The organism is Streptomyces sp. SID12488 (genome assembly GCF_010548275.1).
Lineage (GTDB): Bacteria > Actinomycetota > Actinomycetes > Streptomycetales > Streptomycetaceae > Streptomyces.
The window spans coordinates 55,387-77,361 of the sequence record NZ_JAAGLT010000040.1 but is presented as its reverse complement, the minus strand read 5'-3'; the positions used below and the strand labels follow the sequence as shown (position 1 = coordinate 77,361).

Genomic DNA, 21,975 nt, shown 5'->3' with positions numbered 1-21,975 from the left:
CGGGCCAGCCGGGGGTGCAGGCCGAGGGGCGCCATACGGGCGCCCCGGTCCGTGGCCCGCCCGGCGGCGTCCACCGCGCCGATCGCCGTCAGCACCGCCCGCGCCGCCGCCATCGCACCGCCGGGCGGCGGGTCCAGCAGCGCCAGCCCGGAGGCATCAGGGTCGCCCCAGCAGGCCGCCTGGAGGGCGAACGCGGTCAGGTCGGCCACCTTGATCTCCGGGGACGGAAAGCGCGTCAGGCGGGCGTCCTCGGCCTCCGCCCAGCAGCGGTACACCGCCCCCGGCGCCTCACGCCCGGCCCGCCCCGCCCGCTGCCGCCCGGCCGCCTGCGACGCCCGTACCGTCGTCAGCGCGCTCAGCCCGCGCGCGTGGTCCACCCTCGGCTCCCGCGCCAGCCCGGAGTCCACGACCACCCGCACCCCCGGAACCGTCAGCGACGACTCCGCCACCGACGTCGCCAGCACCACCCGGCGCCCCGTCCCGCCCGACAGCACCGCGTCCTGCACCGCCGCAGGCGCCCGCCCGTGCACCTGGAGCACCTCCACCGCGGGCCCGAGGTCCCGCAACTGGCCCGCCACGCGCGCGATCTCTCCCACGCCTGGCAGGAAACACAGCACGTCCCCCGCCCGCTCGGCCAGCGCCCGCCGCACCACCGACGCGACATGCGTCAGCAGCGCCGGATCGACGCGCATACCGTGCGGCGGCCGTACCGGACGTCCCGGCGGTGCCCACACCACCTCCACCGGATACGACACCCCCGCGGCCTCGACCACCGGCGCGCCGCCCAGCAGGGCTGCCCAGCCCTCGGCGTCCGTCGTCGCCGACGCCGCCAGCAGCCGCAGTTCGGGACGCAGCGCCGACCGTACGTCGACCAGGAAAGCCGCCGCGGTGTCCGCGTCCAGGTGCCGTTCGTGGCACTCGTCGAGCACGACCACGTCGACGCCCGGCAACTCCTGGTCCCGCTGCAGCCGTTGCAGCAGCACGCCGGTCGTGACGACCTCCACGCGCGTGCGTGGCCCGACGACCCGCTCCCCGCGCACGGTGTACCCGACGCTCGCGCCGACCTGCTCGCCCAGCAGCCACGCCATTCGCCGGGCCGCCGCACGCGCGGCGATCCGCCTCGGCTCGGCGACCACGACCCGCCGCACCGGCCCGCCGTCACCCAGCAGCCCCGCCAGCGCCAGCGGCACCAGCGTCGTCTTGCCGGTACCGGGCGGCGCCACGAGGACGGCGGTGCCGTGCGCGTCGAGCGCGTCGGTCAGGTCGGGCAGGGCATCGCGTACGGGCAGAACGTCCAGGGCGTCGTAACGGATCACGCCCCCAGTGTCGTACGTCCACGAAAAACGCCCCCCACGCGTGCGTGGAGGGCGTTTACGAAGCCGGCTGCTCTGGCCTGCCTCAGGCGCGCTCGCAGACGAAGATCGCCGTCCCCGGGATGAGGTTGCCGCGCAGCGGGGACCAGCCGCCCCACTCGGACGTGTTCCAGGCCGGCCACTCCGGCTCGACCAGGTCCACCAGGCAGAAGCCGCCCGCGACCACGTCCCGGACGCGGTCGCCGACCGTCCTGTGGTGCTCGACGTACACCGCGTTGCCGTCGTCGTCCTGCTCGACGTACGGCGTGCGGTCGAAGTACGAACCCGAGACGGACAGGCCCTCGGGGCCGGGCTCGTCGGGGAACGCCCAGCGGACCGGGTGCGTCACCGAGAAGACGAAGCGCCCGCCCGGGCGCAGCACCCGGCGCACCTCGCGCAGCACCAGCACGGGATCGGCGACGAACGGCATCGCCCCGTACGCCGAGCACACCAGGTCGAACGAGCCGTCCGCGAAGGGCAGGGCGCCCGCGTCCGCCTCCACGAGAGGGACACCGCCGCCGATCCGCAGGGCGTGCTGGAGCTGACGGTGGGAGAGATCCAGGGCCACCGGACGGGCGCCCTGGGCGGCCAGCCAGCGCGAGCACTGGGCCGCGCCGGCGCCGATCTCCAGGACGTCCTTGCCCTTGAGCTCCTCGGCCGGGCCGAGGAGCTCCGCCTCCACCTCGTCGAGGCCCTCGGGACACCAGACGAAACGGTCGTCGCCGAGGAAGGTGCCGTGCTCGTTCTGGTAGTCGTCCGCGTTCCGGTCCCACCAGCCCCGGTTGGCCCGCGAGCTCTCGGTGACTCCGGCGGCGCGCCGGGTGGCGTCCGGCTCGGGCGATTCGGGCTCTTGGATGATCGGCTCCCTCGTATTAGTGTGCGGACTCTTCCGCCGGACCTGTCCCGGCGGTGTCGCGAATGGGGCGTCACCGGGCCCGCGTGGCCTCCTGGGACACGTCTTGTGCCGGGTATGCGGTGATCCGCCCCGGGTGTGCGCCTTCGCGCATTGACCCTGCTCGGCTGCCCCCGTATGCTACAAGTTGCGCTGCGGGCCTGCGCACCTCAGACGTAGCAGGTTGCGCTCGCATCTGTATGTATGTCCCCTCGGTTGTCGAGGCGCCACAGGATCTTCGGGTCCTGCATGTGGCGCTTCCTTGGCTGTCCGGCCTTCTGCAGAGCGAAACGGGCTCCCGGCGTAAGCAGTACCTACGACTCTCTGTCCGTACCGGAGCCCTTACCCACATGACGAGCAGCACCGAGACCACCGCCACCACCCCGCAGGTTGCGGTCAACGACATCGGTGACGAGGCAGCATTCCTCGCCGCTATCGACGAGACGATCAAGTACTTCAACGATGGCGACATCGTCGACGGCGTCATCGTCAAGGTTGACCGGGACGAGGTTCTCCTCGACATCGGTTACAAGACCGAAGGTGTCATCCCGAGCCGTGAGCTCTCGATCAAGCACGACGTCGACCCGAACGAGGTCGTCAAGGTCGGCGACGAGATCGAAGCCCTTGTTCTCCAGAAGGAGGACAAAGAAGGCCGCCTGATCCTCTCGAAGAAGCGCGCCCAGTACGAGCGCGCCTGGGGCACCATCGAGAAGATCAAGGAAGAGGACGGCATCGTCACCGGTACCGTCATCGAGGTCGTCAAGGGTGGTCTCATCCTCGACATCGGCCTCCGTGGCTTCCTGCCGGCGTCCCTCGTCGAGATGCGTCGAGTCCGCGACCTCCAGCCCTACGTGGGCAAGGAGCTCGAGGCGAAGATCATCGAGCTGGACAAGAACCGCAACAACGTGGTCCTGTCCCGCCGCGCCTGGCTCGAGCAGACCCAGTCCGAGGTGCGCCAGACGTTCCTCACGACCCTGCAGAAGGGTCAGGTCCGCTCCGGCGTCGTCTCCTCGATCGTCAACTTCGGTGCCTTCGTGGACCTGGGTGGGGTCGACGGTCTCGTGCACGTCTCCGAGCTCTCCTGGAAGCACATCGACCACCCCTCCGAGGTTGTCGAGGTCGGCCAGGAAGTCACCGTCGAGGTCCTCGACGTCGACATGGACCGCGAGCGTGTCTCCCTGTCGCTGAAGGCGACGCAGGAAGACCCGTGGCAGCAGTTCGCCCGGACGCACCAGATCGGTCAGGTCGTCCCGGGTAAGGTCACGAAGCTCGTCCCGTTCGGTGCGTTCGTCCGCGTGGACGAGGGCATCGAGGGTCTGGTCCACATCTCCGAGCTGGCCGAGCGCCACGTGGAGATCCCGGAGCAGGTCGTCCAGGTCAACGACGAGATCTTCGTCAAGGTCATCGACATCGACCTCGAGCGTCGTCGCATCAGCCTCTCGCTGAAGCAGGCCAACGAGTCCTTCGGTTCCGACCCGGCCTCGGTCGAGTTCGACCCGACGCTGTACGGCATGGCCGCGTCGTACGACGACCAGGGCAACTACATCTACCCCGAGGGCTTCGACCCCGAGACCAACGACTGGCTCGAAGGCTTCGAATCCCAGCGCGAGGTGTGGGAGAACCAGTACGCCGAGGCGCAGCAGCGCTTCGAGCAGCACCAGGCTCAGGTCATCAAGTCCCGCGAGGCCGACGCTCAGGCCGAGGCCGAGGGCACCAGCACGACGAGTGCGGCTCCGGCCGCCTCCGGTGGTGGCGGCGGCGGCTCGTACTCCTCGGAGTCGGACGACACGTCCGGCGCCCTGGCGTCCGACGAGGCCCTTGCGGCGCTCCGCGAGAAGCTGGCCGGTGGCCAGAGCTGATCGCTGCCGCTGAGGCTTAGCAGCTGACTGAGGGCCCGCACCTTTCGAGGTGCGGGCCCTCAGTGTTGTGTGCTGACGGTCGCCGTTCGACCGGGTTGCCCTTGGCGTTCTGCGGAAACGTATGGGACACAGCGGTAACTGACGGGCCGTAACCGGCCCTTGGGAGGCTTCCCTGGCAACGAGCCCGCCGGGCAGGCGCACTTCGCCGATGACCGGCCCGGTCGCGCGTGACCTGTCCGTCCGGGGCGATGCACGCGTCACAGGCGGGTAAGTCGTACCTGTGAGCGAGGGCCGGGCGGGAATGCCCGCGCTCCGCGCCACGTTGTGCAGTACGAACACGAGGAGGAGCGGTCACTGTGCTTGATCCGCAGGGTTTGTACGCATGGGAGCCGAAAGGCCTGGCCGTTGTCGACATGGCGCTGGCGCAGGAGTCGGCCGGTCTTGTCATGCTCTACCACTTCGACGGATACATCGACGCGGGTGAGACCGGCGACCAGATCGTCGACCGGCTGCTCGACACGCTGCCCCACCAAGTGGTCGCCCGCTTCGATCACGACCGGCTCGTGGACTACCGGGCGCGCCGCCCGCTGCTGACGTTCAAGCGCGACCGCTGGACCGACTACGAGGTGCCCACGCTCGATGTGCGGCTCGTCCAGGACGCCACCGGAGCGCCCTTCCTGCTGCTGTCCGGACCCGAGCCGGACGTCGAGTGGGAACGCTTCGCCGCGGCCGTCCAGCAGATCATCGAGCGCCTCGGTGTACGCCTGTCCGTGAACTTCCACGGCATCCCGATGGGCGTCCCGCACACGCGGCCCGTGGGGCTCACCCCGCACGGCAACCGCAACGAACTGGTGCCGGGCCACCGCAGCCCCTTCGAGGAGGCGCAGGTCCCCGGCAGCGCCGAGTCGCTCGTCGAGTACCGCCTCATGGAGGCCGGCCACGACGTCCTGGGCGTCGCCGCGCACGTCCCGCACTACATCGCCCGTTCCCCGTACCCGGACGCCGCCCTGACCGTCCTGGAGGCCATCACGGCGGCCACGGGCCTGGTCCTGCCCGGCATCGCGCACGCGCTCCGCACGGACGCCCACCGCACCCAGACGGAGATCGACCGCCAGATCCAGGAGGGCGACGAGGACCTCGTGGCCCTGGTCCAGGGTCTTGAACACCAGTACGACGCGGCTGCGGGCGCCGAGAGCCGGGGCAACATGCTCGCGGAACCGGTCGACATCCCGTCCGCCGACGAGATCGGGCTTGAGTTCGAGAAGTTCCTCGCGGAGCGGGAGGGCGAGGGCTGAGCCCTCAGGGGCCGAGCCCGTGCCGGCGCCCTGTCGGTGACGCTGTCAGTGGCAGGCCCTAAGCTGCCGGGCATGCTGACAGTGGGCCTGACCGGCGGCATCGGGGCCGGCAAGAGCGAGGTGTCGCGGCTGCTCGTCGCGCGGGGCGCCGTCCTGATCGACGCGGACCGCATCGCGCGCGAGGTCGTCGCGCCGGGGACCGAGGGTCTCGCGGCGGTCGTCGATGCCTTCGGTGCGGAGGTGCTCGCTGAGGACGGCGGCCTGGACCGGCCCAAGCTGGGCTCGATCGTCTTCGCCGACCCGGAGAAGCTCGCCGTGCTCAACTCGATCGTGCACCCCTTGGTGGGCATCCGCTCCCGCGCTCTCGAAGCCGCCGCCGCAGGCGACGCCGTCGTGATCCACGACGTACCCCTGCTCGCGGAGAACGGTCTCAAGTCGCTGTACGACCTCGTGATCGTGGTCGACGCGAGCCCCGAGACCCAGCTCGACCGGCTGGTCCGGCTGCGCGGCATGACGGAACACGACGCCCGCGCGCGCATGGCCGCCCAGGCCACCCGTGAGAAGCGCCTGGAGATCGCGGACGTCGTCATCGACAACGACGTCCCACTGGAGAAGCTGGAACAGCGCGTAACGGACGTATGGGCGGATCTTGTGCGCAGAGCGCGGGTGGCGCGGGAATAGCGCCGCCGTGGCCGGGCGTTGAACCGCCCCAGTGAGGGAAGGACTGAGCCGTGCCCGAGACCAGCGGATGGACCGGACGTACTCCGGAGACGCATGTCATCGACTTCCGCGCGGCCGAGCGACTGCTCGCCGCGCGTGATCCCCGTGGCGCGGTGAAACTGCTCGACCCCGTGATCGCCGCGCACCCCGAGAACACGGCCGCCCGACTGCTGCGCGCGCGTGCCTTCTTCGCCGCCGCCCAACTGCGTCCCGCGGAGCTGGAGTTCACGATCGTCCTGGAGCGTGAGCCGGACAACGCGTTCGCGCACTACGCGCTCGCCCGCACCTACGAGCGCCAGCGCCGCCCCGAGCAGGCCAAGCGCCATTTCCGGCTGGCGGCGGCGCTCGACCCGAACCCGCGCTATCTGGAAGCGGCGCGCTTCGACGACTCGCAGTCCTGAGCGTCCGCCGGCGGCAGGTTCGACGCCTACGGGTTCACGCGCGTGCGTGTGTTCACGGGCCGCGCTGTTCCGGCGGCCGGTACGGCGGGATGTCGGGGCCCGGCTGGTAGTGCGGGCCCTGCCGGATGTGCCGGAGGATCATGGTCAGGTCGACCGTGACGACGAGCCACAGGACACCGCAGGCAGCCGCCCACCAGGGGCGCCCGGCGAGCGCGAAGGCGGCCGTCCCCGCGATCGCCCAGACCAGCCCCCACACGCTCAGCCACAGACGCGCCCGCAGGGCACTGCGCGCTGTCATCGGCTCACTGCCTGTACGCATGAGGACCACTGCTCCTTCCTGCAACGTACTCTTCGCTCCGGACGTTCACCAAGGGCCGAAGGCCGGGCCGCCGGCCGCTGAGACGACGGGGGAGAACCACACCGTGCTTCCGGATGCCGACGATCTTCCCGAGATCCTGCTCGACCTGGCCGTACCCCATGAGGACATCAACGAACTGGTCGCGCTGCGACGCCTGTTGACCCGCGACTTCGGCGCGATGCGGCTCCTGGAGGAATGCGTCGAGGGGCTGGTGCGGGACATGGGCGAGATCGGCGGGGCAGCGCCCTGGCCCGCCGAGCGGGTCGCGGAGCTTTTCACCGGGCAGGCGGACGGACGGGCCGGCGAGGAGACGGGGGCACTGGGCCGGTATTTCGGCGTGTACGCGTTCCTCGCCGCCCTTCCGTCCGTACGTGCCCACCATTACGCCCTCGGGATCCCGCCAGAGGTGTCCCGCCGTACGCTCGCCGACCTCGGGCGGAACATGGCGCTGCACCGCAGGAGGCACGGCCGGGGCGGAGTGGAGACGATGTGGTGGCTCGGCCTGCACTTTCACGGGGAGTTGTTCCAGCTGGGGCGGCTGCAGTTCCAGCGGGCGCGCGTCGGGGAGCGGACGGCGGAGCTGCTCGCCGCCACCGGTCCGGCCCCGGACGCCGACGCCATGTGTCTCAGCCTGCACATCCCCGACTTTCACGGGCCGCTGTCCCCGGCCGCCTGTGATCGGTCGCTGGCACGGGCCCTGGACTTCTTCGGGCGGCACTTCCCGGAGGAGCGGTACACGGCCGGGGTGTGCCACTCCTGGCTGCTGGACCCGCAGCTGAAGCGGTATCTGGGGGCGGACTCCAATATCGTCCGGTTCCAGGAACGCTTCCGGATCGCGGCGGAGGCGGACGAGCCGGCCGACTCCCAGCCGGTCCAGTTCGTGTTCGGGAATCCGGATCTACCGGTGGCCGAGCTGCCCCGGCGGACCACGCTGGAGCGGGCCGTCGGGGACCACCTTCGGGCGGGCGGCCACTGGTACATCGGGCACGGATGGTTCCCGCTGCCGACGGTTTGACTCGAACGGGTGAACAGGCCGGGCGTGGGAACGGCCTTGCCGGCACGGGCCGTTGTGCGGGCATGAGGCTGGAAATGCGAGAAGGACACAAAGGCACGGGACCGGGGGCGATCACTCCGGACGGCTGCGCGGTCGAACTCTACTCGCGGTTGCCGATCGGGGACGAGCCGGACATCATCGCCGCCGCGGTGCCCGCAGGCGCGCACATCCTGGAACTCGGCAGTGGCGTCGGACGCATGACCCACCCGCTCCTGGAGCGCGGCTTCACGGTCACAGCGGTGGACGAGTCGGCCGAGATGCTGGAACGCGTCCGGGGAGCGCGCACGATATGCAGCCCGATCGAGGATCTCGACCTGGGCGAGAAGTTCGAGGTGGTGATGCTCGCGTCGTTCCTCGTGCACGCCGGGGACGCCGAGGTGCGGCGGGGGCTGCTGCGCACCTGCGCCCGGCACCTCGCGGAGGACGGCCGTGTGCTGATCCAGCGCGAGGGCGCGGACTACCACACGAACCTGCCCCGCGAGCGAGTCGGCCCAGGTGGGGCCACGATACGGCTGGTGTCGTCGGAGCCGGTCGGGGACGGCGTCAACTCGGTTCGCGCGGAGTACGAGTTCCCGGACGCCGTGTGGACCCAGACCTTCCTGGCCCGGCCGTTGACACCGGAGCAGTTCGAGGAGGCTCTGGGGGAAGCGGGACTGAAGGTGGACCGGTATCTGACGGAGGACGAGGTCTGGGTGAGGGCGGTGGGTGGGTAGAGGAAGCGTGTAACGAACAGGGATACGTGGGCGAGGGGATTCTGAGGATGAGCGGCAAGGTCGTGGCGGTCAGCAGCAACGGCGGGTACTCGTTCAGCAAACCGAACCGGGACAGTGTCAGACTTCTGGCCGGGCTCGGTGTGGAGGGGGACGTGCATGCCGGGACGACCGTCAAGCACCGCTCGCGCATGGCGAAGGACCCCACGCAGCCGAATCTGCGCCAGGTCCACCTGATCCACGAGGAGCTCTTCTCCGAGATCGGTGAGGAGGGGTTCGAGGTGGCGCCCGGAGAACTCGGCGAGAACATCACCACCCGGGGCATCGATCTGCTCGCGCTTCCGGTCGGCACCCTGCTGCACATAGGCGACGACGTGGTGCTGACCGTGACGGGCCTGCGCAACCCCTGCCTGCAGATCGACAACTTCCAGGACGGGCTGCTGAAGCGGGTGGTCGGACGGGACGACGCGGGGAACGTCGTCCGCAAGGCCGGAATCATGAGCGTCGTGAAGGACGGAGGTGAGGTGTGCGCCGGAGACACGGTCGAGGTCGAACTTCCCGGTGGGCCGCACCAGGCTCTGCGCCCGGTCTGAGAAGTCCCCCCGAACGGCGATGAGTTCTTGGCCGACGGTCGGTCTACCTCTGTGAAAGCAACGCGAACCGCTTCACACAGGAGACCTCCATGTCCGAGACCACCGCTCCCGCCACATCCCTCACCTCCGCCGCCACCACGGAGGTCCCTTCCACCAGGTCCGTGTCCGTTCGCGGGCGGCGCGCCCGGATCGCGCTGCGGGCGCTTCAGGTGGTGCTCGCCCTCTTCTACGGGTTCGCGAGCGCGCTGCCCAAGCTGATCGCGCACCCGTCGGCCGCCGAGTCCTTCGACAAGATGGGCTGGGGCAGCGCGGGGATGTACACCATCGGACTGCTCGAACTGGCCGGAGCCGTCGCGCTGTTGATTCCGGTGCTGCAGTCGGTCGCCGCGATGGCACTGAGCGCGCTGATGGTGGGTGCGTTCATCGTGCAGGTCGCTGTCTTCGACGGGCAGTACGCGGCGACACCACTCATCCTCATCGTGCCGCTCGCCCTCATCGCCTGGGCCCGCCGAGGACACAACGCGGACCTGCTGAGGCTGGTGCGACGACGGGCGTGAAGGTGTCTCCCTACGGACCGGGGACGGCGTACGGCAGGTAGCGGGGCGGCGTCCGGCGGGTCGTGGGGACACGGCCGGGCGCCGCTGCCGCGTGCGCGAGGCCGCGCGGGGTCTCGTCCCTCTCTGCGGGTCCGGGGGAGAAGGGTGCCTGTGGCGGTGGCACCCCTACGAGGCGTCGTCGGGTGCGGCGAGGCCTCGTAGGCGCTCCATGTCACGGCGGTCGCGCTTCGTCGGGCGGCCCGTGCCGCGGTCGCGGATGCCGGCCGGGGCGACGGCCTCACGGGGTGGCGGCGGAGGGCTGTTGTCGACGTAGCACTCGATGGCCACCGGGGCTCCGACCCGCTTGCGGATCAGGCGCTTCACCACGGCGACCCGTTCCAGGCCGTCGTGGCGGAGGCGGACCTCGTCGCCGACGCGCACGGCGTACGCGGGCTTCACACGCTCGCCGTTGACACGTACGTGGCCGCCCCGGCAGGCGGTCGCGGCCATGGAACGGGTCTTCATAAGACGTACGGACCAGATCCAGCTGTCGATGCGGACGGTCTCGCCGCTCGCCGGACGGGCGGCGTCGGCCGCGGCCGACGCCGGTGCAACAGGTGCGGCCGAGGTGGTGTCGGCCACGGTGCGGTCTTCGGTGCGCGCGCTGCCTTCGGGGTCCGCGCCGTCGGAAGCCTTGCCAGATGCCATGCCCTCGACCTTAGTACTCCGGATCGGGCGGACCGGTCGGGTTTTCCGGTCCTGGTTCCGGGGGCGGCAGGTGTCCAGCGCTCTACCGTGGGCGTATGGACAACAACGGCCCGGCCGGGCTGACCGCGCTGGACGAGCGGATCGCAGGGTGCCGGCGTTGCCCTCGGCTGGTCGCCTGGCGGGAGGAGGTCGCCCGTACCAAGCGGGCCGGTTTCACGGACTGGGACTACTGGGGGCGGCCGGTGCCCGGGTTCGGGCCGGCGGATGCCCGGCTGCTGATCGTCGGGCTGGCACCCGCCGCCCACGGTGGGAACCGGACCGGGCGGATGTTCACAGGGGACCGCTCCGGAGATGTGCTGTACGAGGCGCTGCACGAGGTGGGTCTCGCGTCGCAGGCCGTTTCGGTGAGCGCCGACGACGGGCTCGAACTGTACGGCCTACGCATCACCTCGCCCGTGCACTGCGCCCCGCCCGCCAACAAACCGACGCCCGAGGAGCGGGACGCGTGCCGGCCGTGGCTGGTGAGCGAGCTGGAGCTGCTCAGGCCGACACTGCGGGCCGTGGTGGTGCTCGGGGCGTTCGGCTGGCAGGCGACGTTGCCCGTGCTCGACGGGGCCGGCTGGAGTGTGCCGCGACCGCGACCCGCTTTCGGGCACGGGACGCGGGTCACTCTCGGCGGTGGGCTGCGGCTCTTCGGCTGCTTCCACGTCAGCCAGCGGAACACCTTCACCGGCCGCCTCACGCCCGCGATGCTCCGGGACGTGCTGCGGGACGCGGCGAGCGCCGCCGGCCTGCCCAATCGGCGGTGAGAGCTGCGGTGATGAGAGCAGCATTGGTGGGAGCAGCAGTGGTGAAAAATGGTGCGACCGGACCGGCGTAGGCACGTTACGTTGCCCTGATGGGCCCTTATCCGGAGATCGAACCGTACGACCACGGCATGCTCGACGTCGGGGACGGCAACCACGTCTACTGGGAGGTCTGCGGAAACCCGCAGGGCAAGCCGGCGGTGATGCTGCACGGCGGCCCGGGGTCGGGGGCGAACCCGCGCTTCCGGCGGTACTTCGATCCGACCGCCTACCGGATCGTGCTGCTCGACCAGCGCGGGGCCGGGCGTTCGACACCGCACGCGAGCGCCTACGACACCGATATGAGCGTCAACACGACAGACCACATCCTGGCCGATCTCGAGCTGCTGCGGCGGCACTTGGGAATCGAACGGTGGCTGGTGTGGGGCGTGTCGTGGGGGTCGGTGCTCGGGCTCAGGTACGCGCAGACGCATCCGGAGGTCGTGTCCGAGCTGGTGCTCACCGCGGTCGCTACCGGTTCCGACGCCGAAGTGGCCCTGCTGACCAGGGGACTGGGGAATCTGTTCCCCGAGGCGTTCGAGAAGTTCCGCGCCGGGGTGCCCGAGGACGAGCGGGACGGGAACCTGGCCGCCGCGTACAACCGGCTGCTGGAGTCGCCCGACCCCGAGGTCCGGGCACGTGCCGCACGAGCGTGGACCGACTGGGAGACAGCCATGATCCCGGCACCGCCCCGTTCCGTACCGCGCTACGAGGACCCGGTGTTCCGCATGGGCTTCGCCCGGACCGTCACCCACTACTGGGGCGCCGACCACTTCCTGGACGAGGGGAACGAGGGCGCGCAAAGCGTTGTACTGCGCGACGCGCACCTGCTCAAGAACATCCCCGGCACCCTCGTCCAGGGCAGCCTCGACCCCGGGAATCTGCTCGGCACGGTGTGGCGGCTCCATCACGCCTGGCCCGGCAGTGAGTTGATCCTCGTGGACGAGGTGGGGCACAACGCGGGGGCGCCGGGCATGGTGGACGAGCTGGTGGCAGCCACGGACCGGTACGCCGCCCGTGGCTGAGCCGACTGTCGGCGCTAGCGGCTAACGGCTAGCGACGGCGGGCGCGGGTGCGTTCGCCCGCCGACTGTACGAACTGGAGTTCCAGAGTGGGCGGAGGAGGAACGACACCCGGGCCACCGGCCTCCGCCCAGCGGAGTATCTCGTCGGTGCAGTCGTCGCCCATCGACCAGCCGATCCACACGGCTTTCCCGCCCCGCCCGCGGCCCTCGCCCGAGGGCTGTACGACGATGACGTTCGCCTGGTCGCAGGGGCCGAGGCAGTCCGTCGTACGGACCGCGAGGCGCCCGGCGGAGGCCTTGGCCGCCGCGCGCAGCCGCTCCAACTGCCAGTCGTGGTCATAGCCGGGGTACTTGCGCGGGTCGCCGCAGCAGCAGCCACGGCAGACGATCAGCGTGCAGGGGCGGGTGCGGGCAGCACCGATCACGGTACGGGCGGTCACAGGTCGCACTCCAGGTTGTTGCCGGCTGCGGCCAGGATGCTCTCGAAACGCTCGGTCGACTCGCACACCGCTTCGAGCGGTTCGATCTTCGTCATGGGCCCATCTTCGCCGACCCGGGGGTGAACCACGGAGTCGCGGCAGAGCTGACGTGGGTGGAGTCGCCTCCGCTGTCTCTCGGCCGCCGGTGGGGTGATCCTGAGGCGGCTCGGTGGTGCTGCGCGGGGTGCCGGCCGACAGGGACCGCAGACTCCGGGGAGGTCGGATCGTCGTCGCCGGCACGGACCGTCGGCGACAGGAACGGAGTCGCCCGTGCCCAGGTTGCGCAGATCGCCCAGGGTTCCCATGTGGTTGCCGAGAGCCCTTGTCGTCCTTTTGCTCGTGGGGGGCTGCTGTGCAGGGGCAATGGGGACCGGGGAGGAGGGCGTCCGCAGAGCGGGGCCGGGGACGGGCGCGCCCGCCGGTTCCGGGGAGTACGCGGGTGGGCGCGAAGGGGCGGCCTTCGAACAGCTCTGGGTCGATCCCCGGTCGAGTGCGGCGCGGCAGGTCACCGAGTGGAGGATCGCGGGGCGTGCGGCGGACGCCGAGCTGATGGACCGTATCGCGAGCCGTCCCCAGGCCGAGTGGGTGACCGGGACGAGCCCCCGGACCGCCGTCCAGGCGGTCACCACGGCCGCCGCACGTGCCGGGCGGGCGGCCGTGCTGGTGGCGTACGACATTCCGGGCCGTGACTGCGGGCAGTACTCCGGCGGCGGTGCCCTGGGCGTGCTGGACTACCGCACCTGGGTGGACGAGTTCGCGGTGGGTCTCGGTGACCGGGGTGCTTATGTGATCGTCGAACCGGATGCCGTCGCCCAGGTGGTCGCGGGCTGCACCCAGGTCGACGCGGAGGAGCGGTACGCGCTGCTCGCGTACGCGGTCGAGCGGATCAAACGGCAGCCGCACGCGCGCGTGTACCTCGACGCGGGCAACTCCGGCTGGATTCCGCAGCCGGCCCGGCTGGTCGAGGCGTTGCGGGCGGCGGGGGTGGGGCAGGCCGACGGATTCGCCCTGAACGTCTCCAACTTCCAGACCGACCAGGACAGTTCGGTCTACGGCGACGCACTGTCGAGGGCCCTCGGCGGCAAGCACTACGTCGTGGACACCAGCCGCAACGGCAACGGCCCCTACACCGGTACTGACACCGGTATCGACGCCGGTACCGGTACGGACGCCGAGCCGTGGTGCAATCCGCCGGGGCGAGCCCTGGGGACACCGCCCACGACGGTCACCGGCCGTCCGCGGCTCGACGCCCAACTGTGGATCAAACGGCCGGGCGAGTCCGACGGCACCTGCCGGGGCGGCCCGCCCGCCGGGCAGTGGTGGCCGTCGTACGCCCTCGAACTCGCCGGTAACGCACGGTCGTGAGCCTGGGCCGAGCCCGCGAGGCCCCTGTACCGGGGGCTACGGCTGCCAGACGTACCGCACGTCCGGCTCCCGCTCCTCGTTTCCGCTGCCGTCCGTGTACTCGACGGCGACGAAGCCATGGCGTTCGTAGAAGCGGTGGGCGGGCTTGTTGACCTGAAAGGTCCACAGGGTCAGTCGGCCTGGGCTGCTCTCCTTCGCGAAGGCGATGCAAAGGTCGCCGATGCCGTGCCCACGCCAGTCCGGGAGCAGGTACAGCTGCGACACCTCGTCACCGGCGAGCACCATCACGCCGACGACCCCGCCGGCGGACGACGCCTCCGCGACCCAGGTCTCGCGGTACGGCACCACCACGTTCCGGAAGTAGTCACGGACCTCGTCGTCGGACCGTGGCCAGGCGACGGTCGGCAGGGCGGCGGCTCTGGACCGCAGGAGGACGTCGGCCGCGGGGACGGCATCATCGGCCGTCGCACGGCGGAGGGTGATTTTCGGGCCGGGGGAGGAAGAGGTCACGGGGGCGGAGCCTGTCAGAGGTGCCGTGCCGAACGCACCTGGATTTACCGGACTCCAGCGTGCCCGGCAGGCTCCGAATCCGCCTTGGAGTCTGGCTCCGAATCTGTCTCCGGGTCCGCTTCCCGCCCCGGGACGGCTGCCGTCGCCGTGATCTCCACCAACTGATCGGGGTAGCCGAGGCAGGCCACCCCGATCAGGGTCGACGAATGCGGTCCGATGGAAAGACCGGACGCCTCGACGACCTCCCAGACGGCGGACAGGACCCTGGGCTCGGCGCTCACGACGTACACATCGGTCGTCAGGACATGCTCGAAGTCGCTGCCCACCGCCCGGAGTTGCTCACCCAGATTGACGATCACCTGTTCCGCCTGTCGCACGGGATCGCCCACGCCGACGATCCGCCCCTCCATGTCCAGCGGCACGGAGCCGGCGAGAAACGCGAGACGCGTGCCCGCCTCGACGACGGAGGCGTGGGAGTACGTGGGCGGCGGGAACAGGCCGGGGACGGTGACGCGCTTGAGCATGAACGAACTCCTGGGCAGTGGGACGGGACGGGACGGGACGAGGATCGGCGACGGGCGTGCGGGGACGCCTGCGGGGCAACCTGCCGATCATGCGGAGTGCCGGGTGGCGGGCGCACCCGAATTTCCGCCGGAGCGCGCGGCTGTCGCCGTACTGCGGTCGCTGCTTCCCTCCAACCCCACTTCGCCCCGCCGGAGGCGTGTCAGACGTGGCGTGAGTGGGACGACCGGCCGTACAGGCCCGTCAGTCGCCAGCCGTCGTTGCGTGCGACCCGCTCGAAGACCTCGATCCTGCGCGCGAGCCCCTCCGGGTCGCCGATGTCGCACCAGCGGCCCGCGACCGCCTCGGCCCACTCCTCCTTCCCTCTCACCAACGGCAGTCCGCGCACGCCGAGATGCAGCGCGAGTGTCGACCGCGCGTAGTACCGGACGGCGTTCAACTCGTCGCGGGTACGGGCGTACTGCTCGGTCTCCCGCAGCCGCAGCCGCCCCTCGACGGCATCGGCGACGAGCAGCGGGACCATGGCACCGGGCGCGCACGCACCCGGATCCGCCACCAGGAACGTCAACTCGCCCTCGCTCTCCGTCACTTCGTACCGGGGTAGATACGACAGCCGGGCGAGCCCGAGCGCGTGCTTCCACGACGTCACCCACAGGCCCCGGTTGAGGTAGTAGCGAACGCTCCGCTGCCAGGTCCAGCAGGTGTCGAGGCGGAATCCGTGCAGGCTCTCGGCACGGCACGCCTCGTACACCGTGTCCAGCGTCGACGAGGCGAGGCCGCGCCGCCGGGCGACGGGATGGACGTACAGCGAGGAGACGCGCAGCGACCCCACGCCGCTCGGCCAGGTGTCCACGGCGACGGTCCCGAGCGGCCCCTTCGGCCGACCGACTTCCTTGTCTTCGGTGGAGTCCCAGATCCAGTACCTCCTGCAGTAGTCGTCGTCGTGTTCGTACTCCCGTCCGGACGCCCCCAGCCGGAGGCGTAACCGCTTCTCGTGCGAGGCCGTGATCGAGTCCGGATCCGCGCACTCGCCGAGGGCGCCCTCGGCGAGTGAGGCCAGGTCCCAGCGTGCGAACCGCTGTCCTTCGGCGGGCCCGACCAGGCGCAGGCCGGGGCACGCCGACAGGCGTTCGTGTACGCGCAGGGCGAGATCATCTTCCATGGCCGGAGCGTAGGGACGTGGGTGGTGTGCCTGTCCGGTCCGGGAGGGGATCTCACCTGGGGGTTCACCTTTGCGGTGGACCCGCTCATTGGTCGCGCGTTTGCCTCTCGCACTCCTGTTCAAGTGGTGGGTACGCCTCGGCGATGGCTGCGCAGATCCGTCGGCGGAGCAGTTCCGCGGCCTCGGCCCGACCGGAATCCCGCTCGCCTCCCGGCAGACCGTCCAGCAACTGGTCGTAGTGACTCATCCGGTGCCGCAGATAGGCGACCTTCCAGGGGGCGAGGGAGGCACGGCCGACATTGCCCGTCCGCTGCGCGGAGTCGCCGTCGGCCGGCTCGATCGGGTCGTCGGTCGCCGCCACCCGTCGAGCCCCGTGTTCCACCGCTCGCAGGGCCAGCCTGCCCGGATCCAGACGCGGCACCTCGATCGGCTCGGTCCTGATCCGTTCCAGAATCTCCAGCCGCCGACGCTGTACGGCGTTCCGCACGGCCTCCGACCGTCGCGCCGAGGATTCCGCCACCCGCCGGTACTCGTCGGTCCGCTCGGCCGCCGTGACCCGCTCGACGCGGTACAGCCTGACCTGTGGCGCCGCCCGGAGCCGCGGATTGACGCTGAGGCGGTCCGGTGTCCCGAGCAGCCGGTGCACCATCCCGCCGGTCCAGCCGCGAGCCCGCAGTCCCGCCAAGGAGACGTACCGCTGCCCGTCCTCCTCGTAGCCTTGGTCGTTCTGACAGTCCTGAGGTTCCCGACTGTCCTCGTAGCTCTGATCACTGGCATGGCAAGCCATGGCTACCTCCCCCGTAGCTCCGTCGTGACGTTCTGTGACGACACCTCCCATTGAAGCGCCCACCACTGACAATCACCCGAGCCGCCCTGGACCAAGGAGCCGAACTGTTCGCTCTCAGTTGGTCAGGACAACACCGTGTCCGTTGCCGCCGCGCCCTCAACTACCGTCAGAAAGGCTCTGACCTATGGGGGGTGGCCGCGTTGCGTTCATAAAGAACGCGGGTTTCCCGAGGACCGTCACCTCCCCGAAACACGCGCGCCCCGACTCCTCCACCGACCCGATCTACGCTGGACATCACAGCCCGGCCGACGTCGCCCGAAGGCATCGCACCCCCGCCCTCGCCCGACAGGAGCCCTGTGTCACGCCCCAGCAGCACGCGCCCGCGTCTCGCCCTGCCGCCCTGGCTCGCCCACGCGCTGCGCGCCCAGCGGGGGCCCGTGCCCTGGAACGCGGTCGTCCGGGGTGCGCTGGCCGCCGGGCCGTTGCTGCTGGCCGGAGTGCTGGCCGACCGGACCTCCCTCGGTGTCGTCGCCGCGCTCGGTGCCATGCTCGCCGGGATCAACGACCGGCCGGGCAGCCGGCGTTCCTCCGTCAGGCGACTCGGCATGCCCGCGTCGGCGGGGGCTGTCGGACTGGTCGTCGGCACGTATGCCGGACAGCAGTTCGGAGCCGTACCGCTGACCCTTCTCCTCACCGTCCTCGGGCTCGTCGCGGGAGGCATCAGCGCCATCGGGCCCGTCGCGTCCGGCGCCGGTACGCAACTGCTGGTCGCCGCCGCCATCGGGGCCGGGATGCCGTTGCCCGAGCCCGGCTGGGAACGGGCGCTGTTCTTCGTCGCGGGTGCCGGCTGGCTGCTCGCCCTGCGGCTCGCGCTGCCCACGCCCGGCGGTGGCGCCGGTGACTTCCGCTTCGACGGGGAACGTGCCGCTGTCGCCGCCGTGTACGACGCCGTCGCCGATCTCCTCGACGCCGCCGGTACGGGCCAGGCAGGGTCCCGGCGCGTGGCACTCACCGCCGCGCTCGACCACGCCCAGGACGCCCTCGGCGGACCCCGGCTCCGCCAGTACTCCAGTTCCAGGGACGAGCGGCGACTGCGCACCCAGTACGCCGCCGCGCTGCCCCTCGCCGAGGCCGCGACCGCCCTCGCCTGGACCGGGGACGCCCTCCACGCGCGCGTGGCGGAAGGGCCCCGGCGCCTCGCCGCAGCCGTACGGACCAACACGCACACCGGGCCGCTGCCCGCCCCCGCCCGCTCCGCGCCGGGGCTGCGAGCCCTCGACGACGCGCTGCTGCACGCCGCCGACGCCTTCGACCGGGGCGGCGACACGCACGACCTGCACACGCGGCGCCGTACCGTCGCGGCCCTGCTCCGCACGGCCGTCGACTCCGGTGGGCGCGAGTACGGGCTGCGGGTGGCGCTCTGCTTCGGGGCCGGGGCGGCCGTCGCGCAGGCAACGCACCACGCCCACTGGTACTGGATCCCGGCCACCGCGGTCTTCCTCGTCAAGCCCGATCTGGGGCCGCTTGTCTCGCGCGTCCTGTGCCGGGCGGCCGGGACCGTCCTCGGGGCCGTCGTGTTCGCCGGGCTGGCCGTCGTACTGCCCCGGCCCGGGGGGCTCGTCGTGCTCGTCGCAGTGTGCGGTGCTCTGATCCCGGTCGCCACCCGGCACTTCGCCGCCCAGACCGCCGTCGTCACGGTGCTGGTGCTCGCCCTCGTGATGGTGGGCGGCGAACCCCAGGCGTCGTGGAGCCGGATCCTCGAGACGCTGGTCGCCTGTGCCCTCGTACTCATCGTCGGACATCTGCCGATGCCCGGGCAGCGCGGCGGAGGAGTGCGGGCGCGGCTGGCGCGGGCCGCCGAGGCCGCGCAGGCGTACCTCCAGCATGTGATGAGCGGCTCGGACGACCGGCACGCGCGCTGGATGCTGCGTCGCGAGGCCTATCGCGCGCTCGCCGAGGCCCGTACCGCCATCGCGCACTCCGCGGCCGAACTGCCCGCACTGGCACGGCACACCGAGGGCACGGAGGAGGTCGCCGCCACCCTCGAACGACTTGTCGACACGGCGACCGCCTGTGCCGTCCACCTAGACGACACCGGACGCCTCAGCCGCCGGCACACCGAACGCCTCTCCGAACTCCTGGACGAACTCGCCGAACGGCGTGAGCGCGCCGGGCTGCGGACGCGTGTCCCGCGCGCGGGTGAGACGCCTCTCGCGGGCTGAGGGCGATTCCGCGTCGGTCGTCGTGTCAGTCGATGCGTACCCATACCGGCGCGTGGTCCGAGCCCGGTGCGTCTCGCCGGGCCTCCGGGTCCGGGCCGACCGACGGGAGGGCGGGTGCCCCGGTTCCCGGCAGGCCCGTGCCCGCCTCCGTCGCGCGGTGGACCAGGCGGTGGCTCAGGAGGACGTGGTCGATCAGTTCGCGGCGCCCCGAGTTGATCCGCGAGTAACGTTGTCCGGCCGGAATGAGCGGGGCCACGTCCCACAGCCGCGTCGCGTCGCCCTTGTCGTCGTGGTCGTAGCCGGGCGTGCCGATCTCCGAGCCGGGCGGGCCCAGCAGGATCTGGGTGGTCGCCGCCTGCACCTCGTCGTTCAGATCGCCCAGGACCATCACGTCCCGGGTACGGCCCTCGTCGGCCAGCAGGTCGTCGGCGAGGGCCCGCAGCGCGGTCGCCTCAGCGGTGCGCCGGTACAGGGCGTACGCGCCGAAGCGGGCCCGCTCGCCCTCGTCATGGGGCTGGAAGCGGCCGTTCGGATACGACAGCAGCTTCGACTTCAGATGGGCGACGGCCGCCCGCAACGGCATGCCCCCGATGTCGGCCTCCACCGCCAGGAAACCGCGGCCCGCCACGGAGATCTCCAGGCCCGAGTCGTCCACCTGCACCGGAGCCAGCTTCGGCGGGAACGCGTTCGTGTCGGCGAGCACCTCGAACGGCACGCGGCCGAGGAAACCGACCCGGATACCCCGGCTGTCCGGGAGCCGCGAGGTCGCGACGCTCCAGCCGCTGCCCAGCAGATCGACCAGATCGCGCAGCGCCTCGGTGTCCCCGACCTCCTGGACGGCGAGCAACGTCGGATCGAGTTCCGTGATCACGGCGGCGAGGGCGGCGAGTTTCGCCTCGTACGCCGCCTCGTCCTTCGGGCCGGACGGGCCGCCCGGGCGGTAGAGGTTCTCCAGGTTCCAGGTGGCGACGAGCATGCCGGCTCCCCCTCAAGTCCCAGCAGGTTCCGCGAGTTGCAGCGGTGATGTGTCCAGCGTGCCCGCGCCGCCGCCCCCGGCGACAGGGCTGCGCCGGGATGCGCGGTTCACGTCGCCCACCGGCACGACCGCGCCGTACGGTGGCCGCATGACGCCTTCTCCCGCTGCTCCCGCGGATCTCGTCATCACCGGCTGCACCGCTCTCCTCCACACCGACGCGGACACCGGCGCCGGTGAACGGATCGAGTTCGCCGAGAACGCCTCGATCGCCGTACGGGGAGGGATCATCGAGGCGATCGGCGTCGGCGTCGATCTCCCGGACGCCCGCGAACGCATCGACGCGCGCGGGCAGTTGGCCATGCCGGGGCTCATCAACTGCCATACGCACGCCCCGATGGTCGCGCTGCGCGGGATCGCCGAGGACCTTCCCACCGAGGAGTGGTTCAACGACGTCGTGTGGCCGATCGAGTCCAACCTCACCGACATCGACGTGGAGCTGGGCGCGCGGCTCGCCTGTGCCGAGATGATCCGCGGTGGTGTCACCTGCTTCGCCGACCACTACTTCTCGATGGACACCGTCGCCGCGGTGGTCGAGGAGTGCGGGATCCGGGCGCACCTCGGGGAGGCGTACTTCTCCTCGCAGGGGCCCCAAGGGCGCGAGAAGTCGCTGGAGTTCGCGCTACGGCATCGGGGCGGCGCCGGTGGCCGCATCACCACCGCTCTCGCCCCGCACGCCCCGTACACAGTCGACGACGCAGACCTCGCCGCCACCGCCGACCTCGCCCGTGAACACGGCCTGCCCGTGCACATCCACGCCGCCGAGAACCGCGACCAGACCGAAACCAGCCTCGCCCGGCACGGTCTCACCCCGATCGAGGTCCTGGCCCGCACCGGCATCCTGGCCGGCGACCTCGACGTCCTCATCGCGCACGGCACCGGCATCATCGAGCGCGACCTGCCCGTACTGGAGCGCACGAACGGACGTACGGCCGTGGCGACCGCGCCCCGCGGATACCTAAGGTTCGCCTGGCCCACCACCACTCCGGTGCGCGCCCTGCGCGAGATCGGCGTCCCCGTCGGACTCGCCACCGACGGCGCCGCCTCCAACAGCTCGCTCGACGTGTGGGAGTCCATGGCGCTGACCTCGCTGGTCCAGAAGTCGGCCGAGGGCGATCCCCGCTGGCTGACCTCCCGGCAGGCACTGCACCACGCCACGCTGCAGAGCGCGCGGGCGGTGGGCCTCGGCGAGCGGATCGGCAGCCTGGCGCCGGGCAGGAAGGCCGACATCATCCTCGTGGACCTCACCGGGCCGCACACCCAGCCCGTGCACGACCTCGCCGCCACCCTCGTCCACAGTGCCCGCTCCTCGGACGTCCGTACGACGATCGTCGACGGCCGCGTCCTCATGCGCGACCGCGAGCTGCTGACCCTCGATGTGCCGGGAGTCGTCCGGGAGCTGACGGAGCGGCTGCCCGCGCTCGTCGACCGGAGCCACGGCAGGCGGATCCAGGAGTACGACGTCTGAATACCTTCCGCCGACGCCGATGAGTTTCGCGTGCCCCGCCGGTCCACCCCTGAGAACGGACCGTTCCACGACAGGGCATG

23 protein-coding genes are annotated in these 21,975 nt (G+C 71.2%); 13 read left to right on the top strand and 10 right to left on the bottom strand.

Annotated elements, in window-relative coordinates; translation table 11 throughout:
• On the bottom strand, nucleotides 1–1,316 hold a 1,316-nt coding region (locus tag G3I56_RS38550; RefSeq protein ID WP_164417453.1), incomplete at its 3' end, for a DEAD/DEAH box helicase.
• A gap of 82 nt (nucleotides 1,317–1,398) precedes the next feature.
• Complete coding sequence (locus G3I56_RS38545) at nucleotides 1,399–2,211, bottom strand: class I SAM-dependent methyltransferase (protein WP_164417469.1); 813 nt, start codon at nucleotides 2,209–2,211, stop codon at nucleotides 1,399–1,401.
• A gap of 383 nt (nucleotides 2,212–2,594) precedes the next feature.
• On the opposite strand from G3I56_RS38545, the gene rpsA reads away from it, so the two are divergent.
• The 4 genes from rpsA to G3I56_RS38525 all read left to right on the top strand — a co-directional run bounded on the left by rpsA (nucleotide 2,595) and on the right by G3I56_RS38525 (nucleotide 6,519).
• Nucleotides 2,595–4,103 (top strand): 30S ribosomal protein S1, encoded by a 1,509-nt coding sequence (rpsA, locus tag G3I56_RS38540; RefSeq protein ID WP_164417449.1) that lies wholly within the window; start codon nucleotides 2,595–2,597, stop codon nucleotides 4,101–4,103.
• Between the two features lie 356 nt (nucleotides 4,104–4,459).
• Nucleotides 4,460–5,398, top strand: coding sequence for a PAC2 family protein (locus G3I56_RS38535; protein WP_164417446.1), 939 nt, complete (start codon nucleotides 4,460–4,462; stop codon nucleotides 5,396–5,398).
• Between the two features lie 72 nt (nucleotides 5,399–5,470).
• Entirely contained in the window at nucleotides 5,471–6,079 is a 609-nt protein-coding gene (gene coaE / locus G3I56_RS38530; RefSeq protein WP_164417443.1) for a dephospho-CoA kinase, read from the top strand.
• 50 nt (nucleotides 6,080–6,129) lie between these two features.
• A complete protein-coding gene (locus G3I56_RS38525) occupies nucleotides 6,130–6,519 on the top strand; it encodes a tetratricopeptide repeat protein (protein WP_055533923.1) in 390 nt (129 codons plus the stop codon).
• A 52-nt stretch (nucleotides 6,520–6,571) separates the two neighbouring features.
• Here G3I56_RS38525 and G3I56_RS38520 read toward each other — a convergent pair whose 3' ends face one another.
• Nucleotides 6,572–6,838, bottom strand: coding sequence for a DUF6343 family protein (locus G3I56_RS38520; RefSeq protein ID WP_164417440.1), 267 nt, complete (start codon nucleotides 6,836–6,838; stop codon nucleotides 6,572–6,574).
• Nucleotides 6,839–6,941: 103 nt separating this feature from the next.
• Here G3I56_RS38520 and G3I56_RS38515 point away from each other — a divergent pair, with 103 nt between their 5' ends.
• The 4 genes from G3I56_RS38515 to G3I56_RS38500 all read left to right on the top strand — a co-directional run bounded on the left by G3I56_RS38515 (nucleotide 6,942) and on the right by G3I56_RS38500 (nucleotide 9,791).
• Complete coding sequence (locus G3I56_RS38515; protein WP_164417437.1) at nucleotides 6,942–7,892, top strand: acyltransferase domain-containing protein; 951 nt, start codon at nucleotides 6,942–6,944, stop codon at nucleotides 7,890–7,892.
• Between the two features lie 74 nt (nucleotides 7,893–7,966).
• Complete coding sequence (locus G3I56_RS38510; RefSeq protein WP_239135350.1) at nucleotides 7,967–8,644, top strand: class I SAM-dependent methyltransferase; 678 nt, start codon at nucleotides 7,967–7,969, stop codon at nucleotides 8,642–8,644.
• A gap of 47 nt (nucleotides 8,645–8,691) precedes the next feature.
• The gene (locus G3I56_RS38505) at nucleotides 8,692–9,234 is read left to right on the top strand and encodes an MOSC domain-containing protein (RefSeq protein WP_164417432.1); all 543 of its coding nucleotides are present in this window, start codon (nucleotides 8,692–8,694) and stop codon (nucleotides 9,232–9,234) included.
• Between the two features lie 89 nt (nucleotides 9,235–9,323).
• Nucleotides 9,324–9,791 carry a DoxX family protein gene (locus G3I56_RS38500; protein ID WP_164417429.1) on the top strand — a complete coding sequence of 156 codons (468 nt, stop codon included), beginning with the start codon at nucleotides 9,324–9,326 and terminating at the stop codon, nucleotides 9,789–9,791.
• Between the two features lie 165 nt (nucleotides 9,792–9,956).
• Here G3I56_RS38500 and G3I56_RS38495 read toward each other — a convergent pair whose 3' ends face one another.
• The gene (locus G3I56_RS38495) at nucleotides 9,957–10,478 is read right to left on the bottom strand and encodes an RNA-binding S4 domain-containing protein (protein ID WP_164417427.1); all 522 of its coding nucleotides are present in this window, start codon (nucleotides 10,476–10,478) and stop codon (nucleotides 9,957–9,959) included.
• Between the two features lie 95 nt (nucleotides 10,479–10,573).
• Here G3I56_RS38495 and G3I56_RS38490 point away from each other — a divergent pair, with 95 nt between their 5' ends.
• Nucleotides 10,574–11,287, top strand: a complete 714-nt coding sequence (locus G3I56_RS38490) for a uracil-DNA glycosylase (protein ID WP_164417425.1) — start codon at nucleotides 10,574–10,576, stop codon at nucleotides 11,285–11,287.
• Nucleotides 11,288–11,376: 89 nt separating this feature from the next.
• Complete coding sequence (gene pip, locus G3I56_RS38485; RefSeq protein WP_164417422.1) at nucleotides 11,377–12,348, top strand: prolyl aminopeptidase; 972 nt, start codon at nucleotides 11,377–11,379, stop codon at nucleotides 12,346–12,348.
• 28 nt (nucleotides 12,349–12,376) lie between these two features.
• Here pip and G3I56_RS38480 read toward each other — a convergent pair whose 3' ends face one another.
• Entirely contained in the window at nucleotides 12,377–12,787 is a 411-nt protein-coding gene (locus tag G3I56_RS38480; protein WP_164417419.1) for a (2Fe-2S) ferredoxin domain-containing protein, read from the bottom strand.
• A 402-nt stretch (nucleotides 12,788–13,189) separates the two neighbouring features.
• Between G3I56_RS38480 and G3I56_RS38475 the strand changes: the two genes are divergently transcribed.
• Nucleotides 13,190–14,191 carry a glycoside hydrolase family 6 protein gene (locus G3I56_RS38475; RefSeq protein WP_164417417.1) on the top strand — a complete coding sequence of 334 codons (1,002 nt, stop codon included), beginning with the start codon at nucleotides 13,190–13,192 and terminating at the stop codon, nucleotides 14,189–14,191.
• A gap of 36 nt (nucleotides 14,192–14,227) precedes the next feature.
• Here the strand turns inward: G3I56_RS38475 and G3I56_RS38470 are convergent, their stop codons facing one another.
• The 4 genes from G3I56_RS38470 to G3I56_RS38455 all read right to left on the bottom strand — a co-directional run bounded on the left by G3I56_RS38470 (nucleotide 14,228) and on the right by G3I56_RS38455 (nucleotide 17,172).
• Nucleotides 14,228–14,701, bottom strand: coding sequence for a GNAT family N-acetyltransferase (locus G3I56_RS38470; RefSeq protein WP_164417414.1), 474 nt, complete (start codon nucleotides 14,699–14,701; stop codon nucleotides 14,228–14,230).
• Nucleotides 14,702–14,745: 44 nt separating this feature from the next.
• Nucleotides 14,746–15,225 (bottom strand): RidA family protein, encoded by a 480-nt coding sequence (locus G3I56_RS38465; protein WP_239135349.1) that lies wholly within the window; start codon nucleotides 15,223–15,225, stop codon nucleotides 14,746–14,748.
• Between the two features lie 200 nt (nucleotides 15,226–15,425).
• On the bottom strand, nucleotides 15,426–16,385 hold the full coding sequence (locus tag G3I56_RS38460; protein ID WP_164417411.1) for a GNAT family N-acetyltransferase: 960 nt from the start codon (nucleotides 16,383–16,385) through the stop codon (nucleotides 15,426–15,428).
• 85 nt (nucleotides 16,386–16,470) lie between these two features.
• The gene (locus G3I56_RS38455; RefSeq protein WP_164417408.1) at nucleotides 16,471–17,172 is read right to left on the bottom strand and encodes a hypothetical protein; all 702 of its coding nucleotides are present in this window, start codon (nucleotides 17,170–17,172) and stop codon (nucleotides 16,471–16,473) included.
• Nucleotides 17,173–17,528: 356 nt separating this feature from the next.
• On the opposite strand from G3I56_RS38455, the gene G3I56_RS38450 reads away from it, so the two are divergent.
• Nucleotides 17,529–19,394, top strand: a complete 1,866-nt coding sequence (locus tag G3I56_RS38450; protein ID WP_164417405.1) for an FUSC family protein — start codon at nucleotides 17,529–17,531, stop codon at nucleotides 19,392–19,394.
• A 25-nt stretch (nucleotides 19,395–19,419) separates the two neighbouring features.
• On the opposite strand, the gene G3I56_RS38445 is transcribed toward G3I56_RS38450, so the two are convergent.
• Nucleotides 19,420–20,370, bottom strand: coding sequence for an endonuclease/exonuclease/phosphatase family protein (locus tag G3I56_RS38445; protein WP_164417402.1), 951 nt, complete (start codon nucleotides 20,368–20,370; stop codon nucleotides 19,420–19,422).
• 148 nt (nucleotides 20,371–20,518) lie between these two features.
• Between G3I56_RS38445 and G3I56_RS38440 the strand changes: the two genes are divergently transcribed.
• Nucleotides 20,519–21,895 (top strand): amidohydrolase, encoded by a 1,377-nt coding sequence (locus G3I56_RS38440; RefSeq protein ID WP_164417399.1) that lies wholly within the window; start codon nucleotides 20,519–20,521, stop codon nucleotides 21,893–21,895.
• Nucleotides 21,896–21,975: the final 80 nt, after the last annotated feature.

Bases quoted from the DNA above. Each gene is read 5' to 3' on its own strand.
- rpsA (WP_164417449.1), top strand. From the start codon at position 2,595: ATGACGAGCAGCACCGAGACCACCGCCACCACCCCGCAGGTTGCGGTC.
- coaE (WP_164417443.1), top strand. From the start codon at position 5,471: ATGCTGACAGTGGGCCTGACCGGCGGCATCGGGGCCGGCAAGAGCGAG.
- G3I56_RS38520 (WP_164417440.1), bottom strand. From the start codon at position 6,838: ATGCGTACAGGCAGTGAGCCGATGACAGCGCGCAGTGCCCTGCGGGCG.
- G3I56_RS38510 (WP_239135350.1), top strand. From the start codon at position 7,967: ATGCGAGAAGGACACAAAGGCACGGGACCGGGGGCGATCACTCCGGAC.
- G3I56_RS38505 (WP_164417432.1), top strand. From the start codon at position 8,692: ATGAGCGGCAAGGTCGTGGCGGTCAGCAGCAACGGCGGGTACTCGTTC.
- G3I56_RS38500 (WP_164417429.1), top strand. From the start codon at position 9,324: ATGTCCGAGACCACCGCTCCCGCCACATCCCTCACCTCCGCCGCCACC.
- G3I56_RS38495 (WP_164417427.1), bottom strand. From the start codon at position 10,478: ATGGCATCTGGCAAGGCTTCCGACGGCGCGGACCCCGAAGGCAGCGCG.
- G3I56_RS38490 (WP_164417425.1), top strand. From the start codon at position 10,574: ATGGACAACAACGGCCCGGCCGGGCTGACCGCGCTGGACGAGCGGATC.
- pip (WP_164417422.1), top strand. From the start codon at position 11,377: ATGGGCCCTTATCCGGAGATCGAACCGTACGACCACGGCATGCTCGAC.
- G3I56_RS38475 (WP_164417417.1), top strand. From the start codon at position 13,190: ATGGGGACCGGGGAGGAGGGCGTCCGCAGAGCGGGGCCGGGGACGGGC.
- G3I56_RS38465 (WP_239135349.1), bottom strand. From the start codon at position 15,225: ATGCTCAAGCGCGTCACCGTCCCCGGCCTGTTCCCGCCGCCCACGTAC.
- G3I56_RS38460 (WP_164417411.1), bottom strand. From the start codon at position 16,385: ATGGAAGATGATCTCGCCCTGCGCGTACACGAACGCCTGTCGGCGTGC.
- G3I56_RS38455 (WP_164417408.1), bottom strand. From the start codon at position 17,172: ATGGCTTGCCATGCCAGTGATCAGAGCTACGAGGACAGTCGGGAACCT.
- G3I56_RS38445 (WP_164417402.1), bottom strand. From the start codon at position 20,370: ATGCTCGTCGCCACCTGGAACCTGGAGAACCTCTACCGCCCGGGCGGC.
- G3I56_RS38440 (WP_164417399.1), top strand. From the start codon at position 20,519: ATGACGCCTTCTCCCGCTGCTCCCGCGGATCTCGTCATCACCGGCTGC.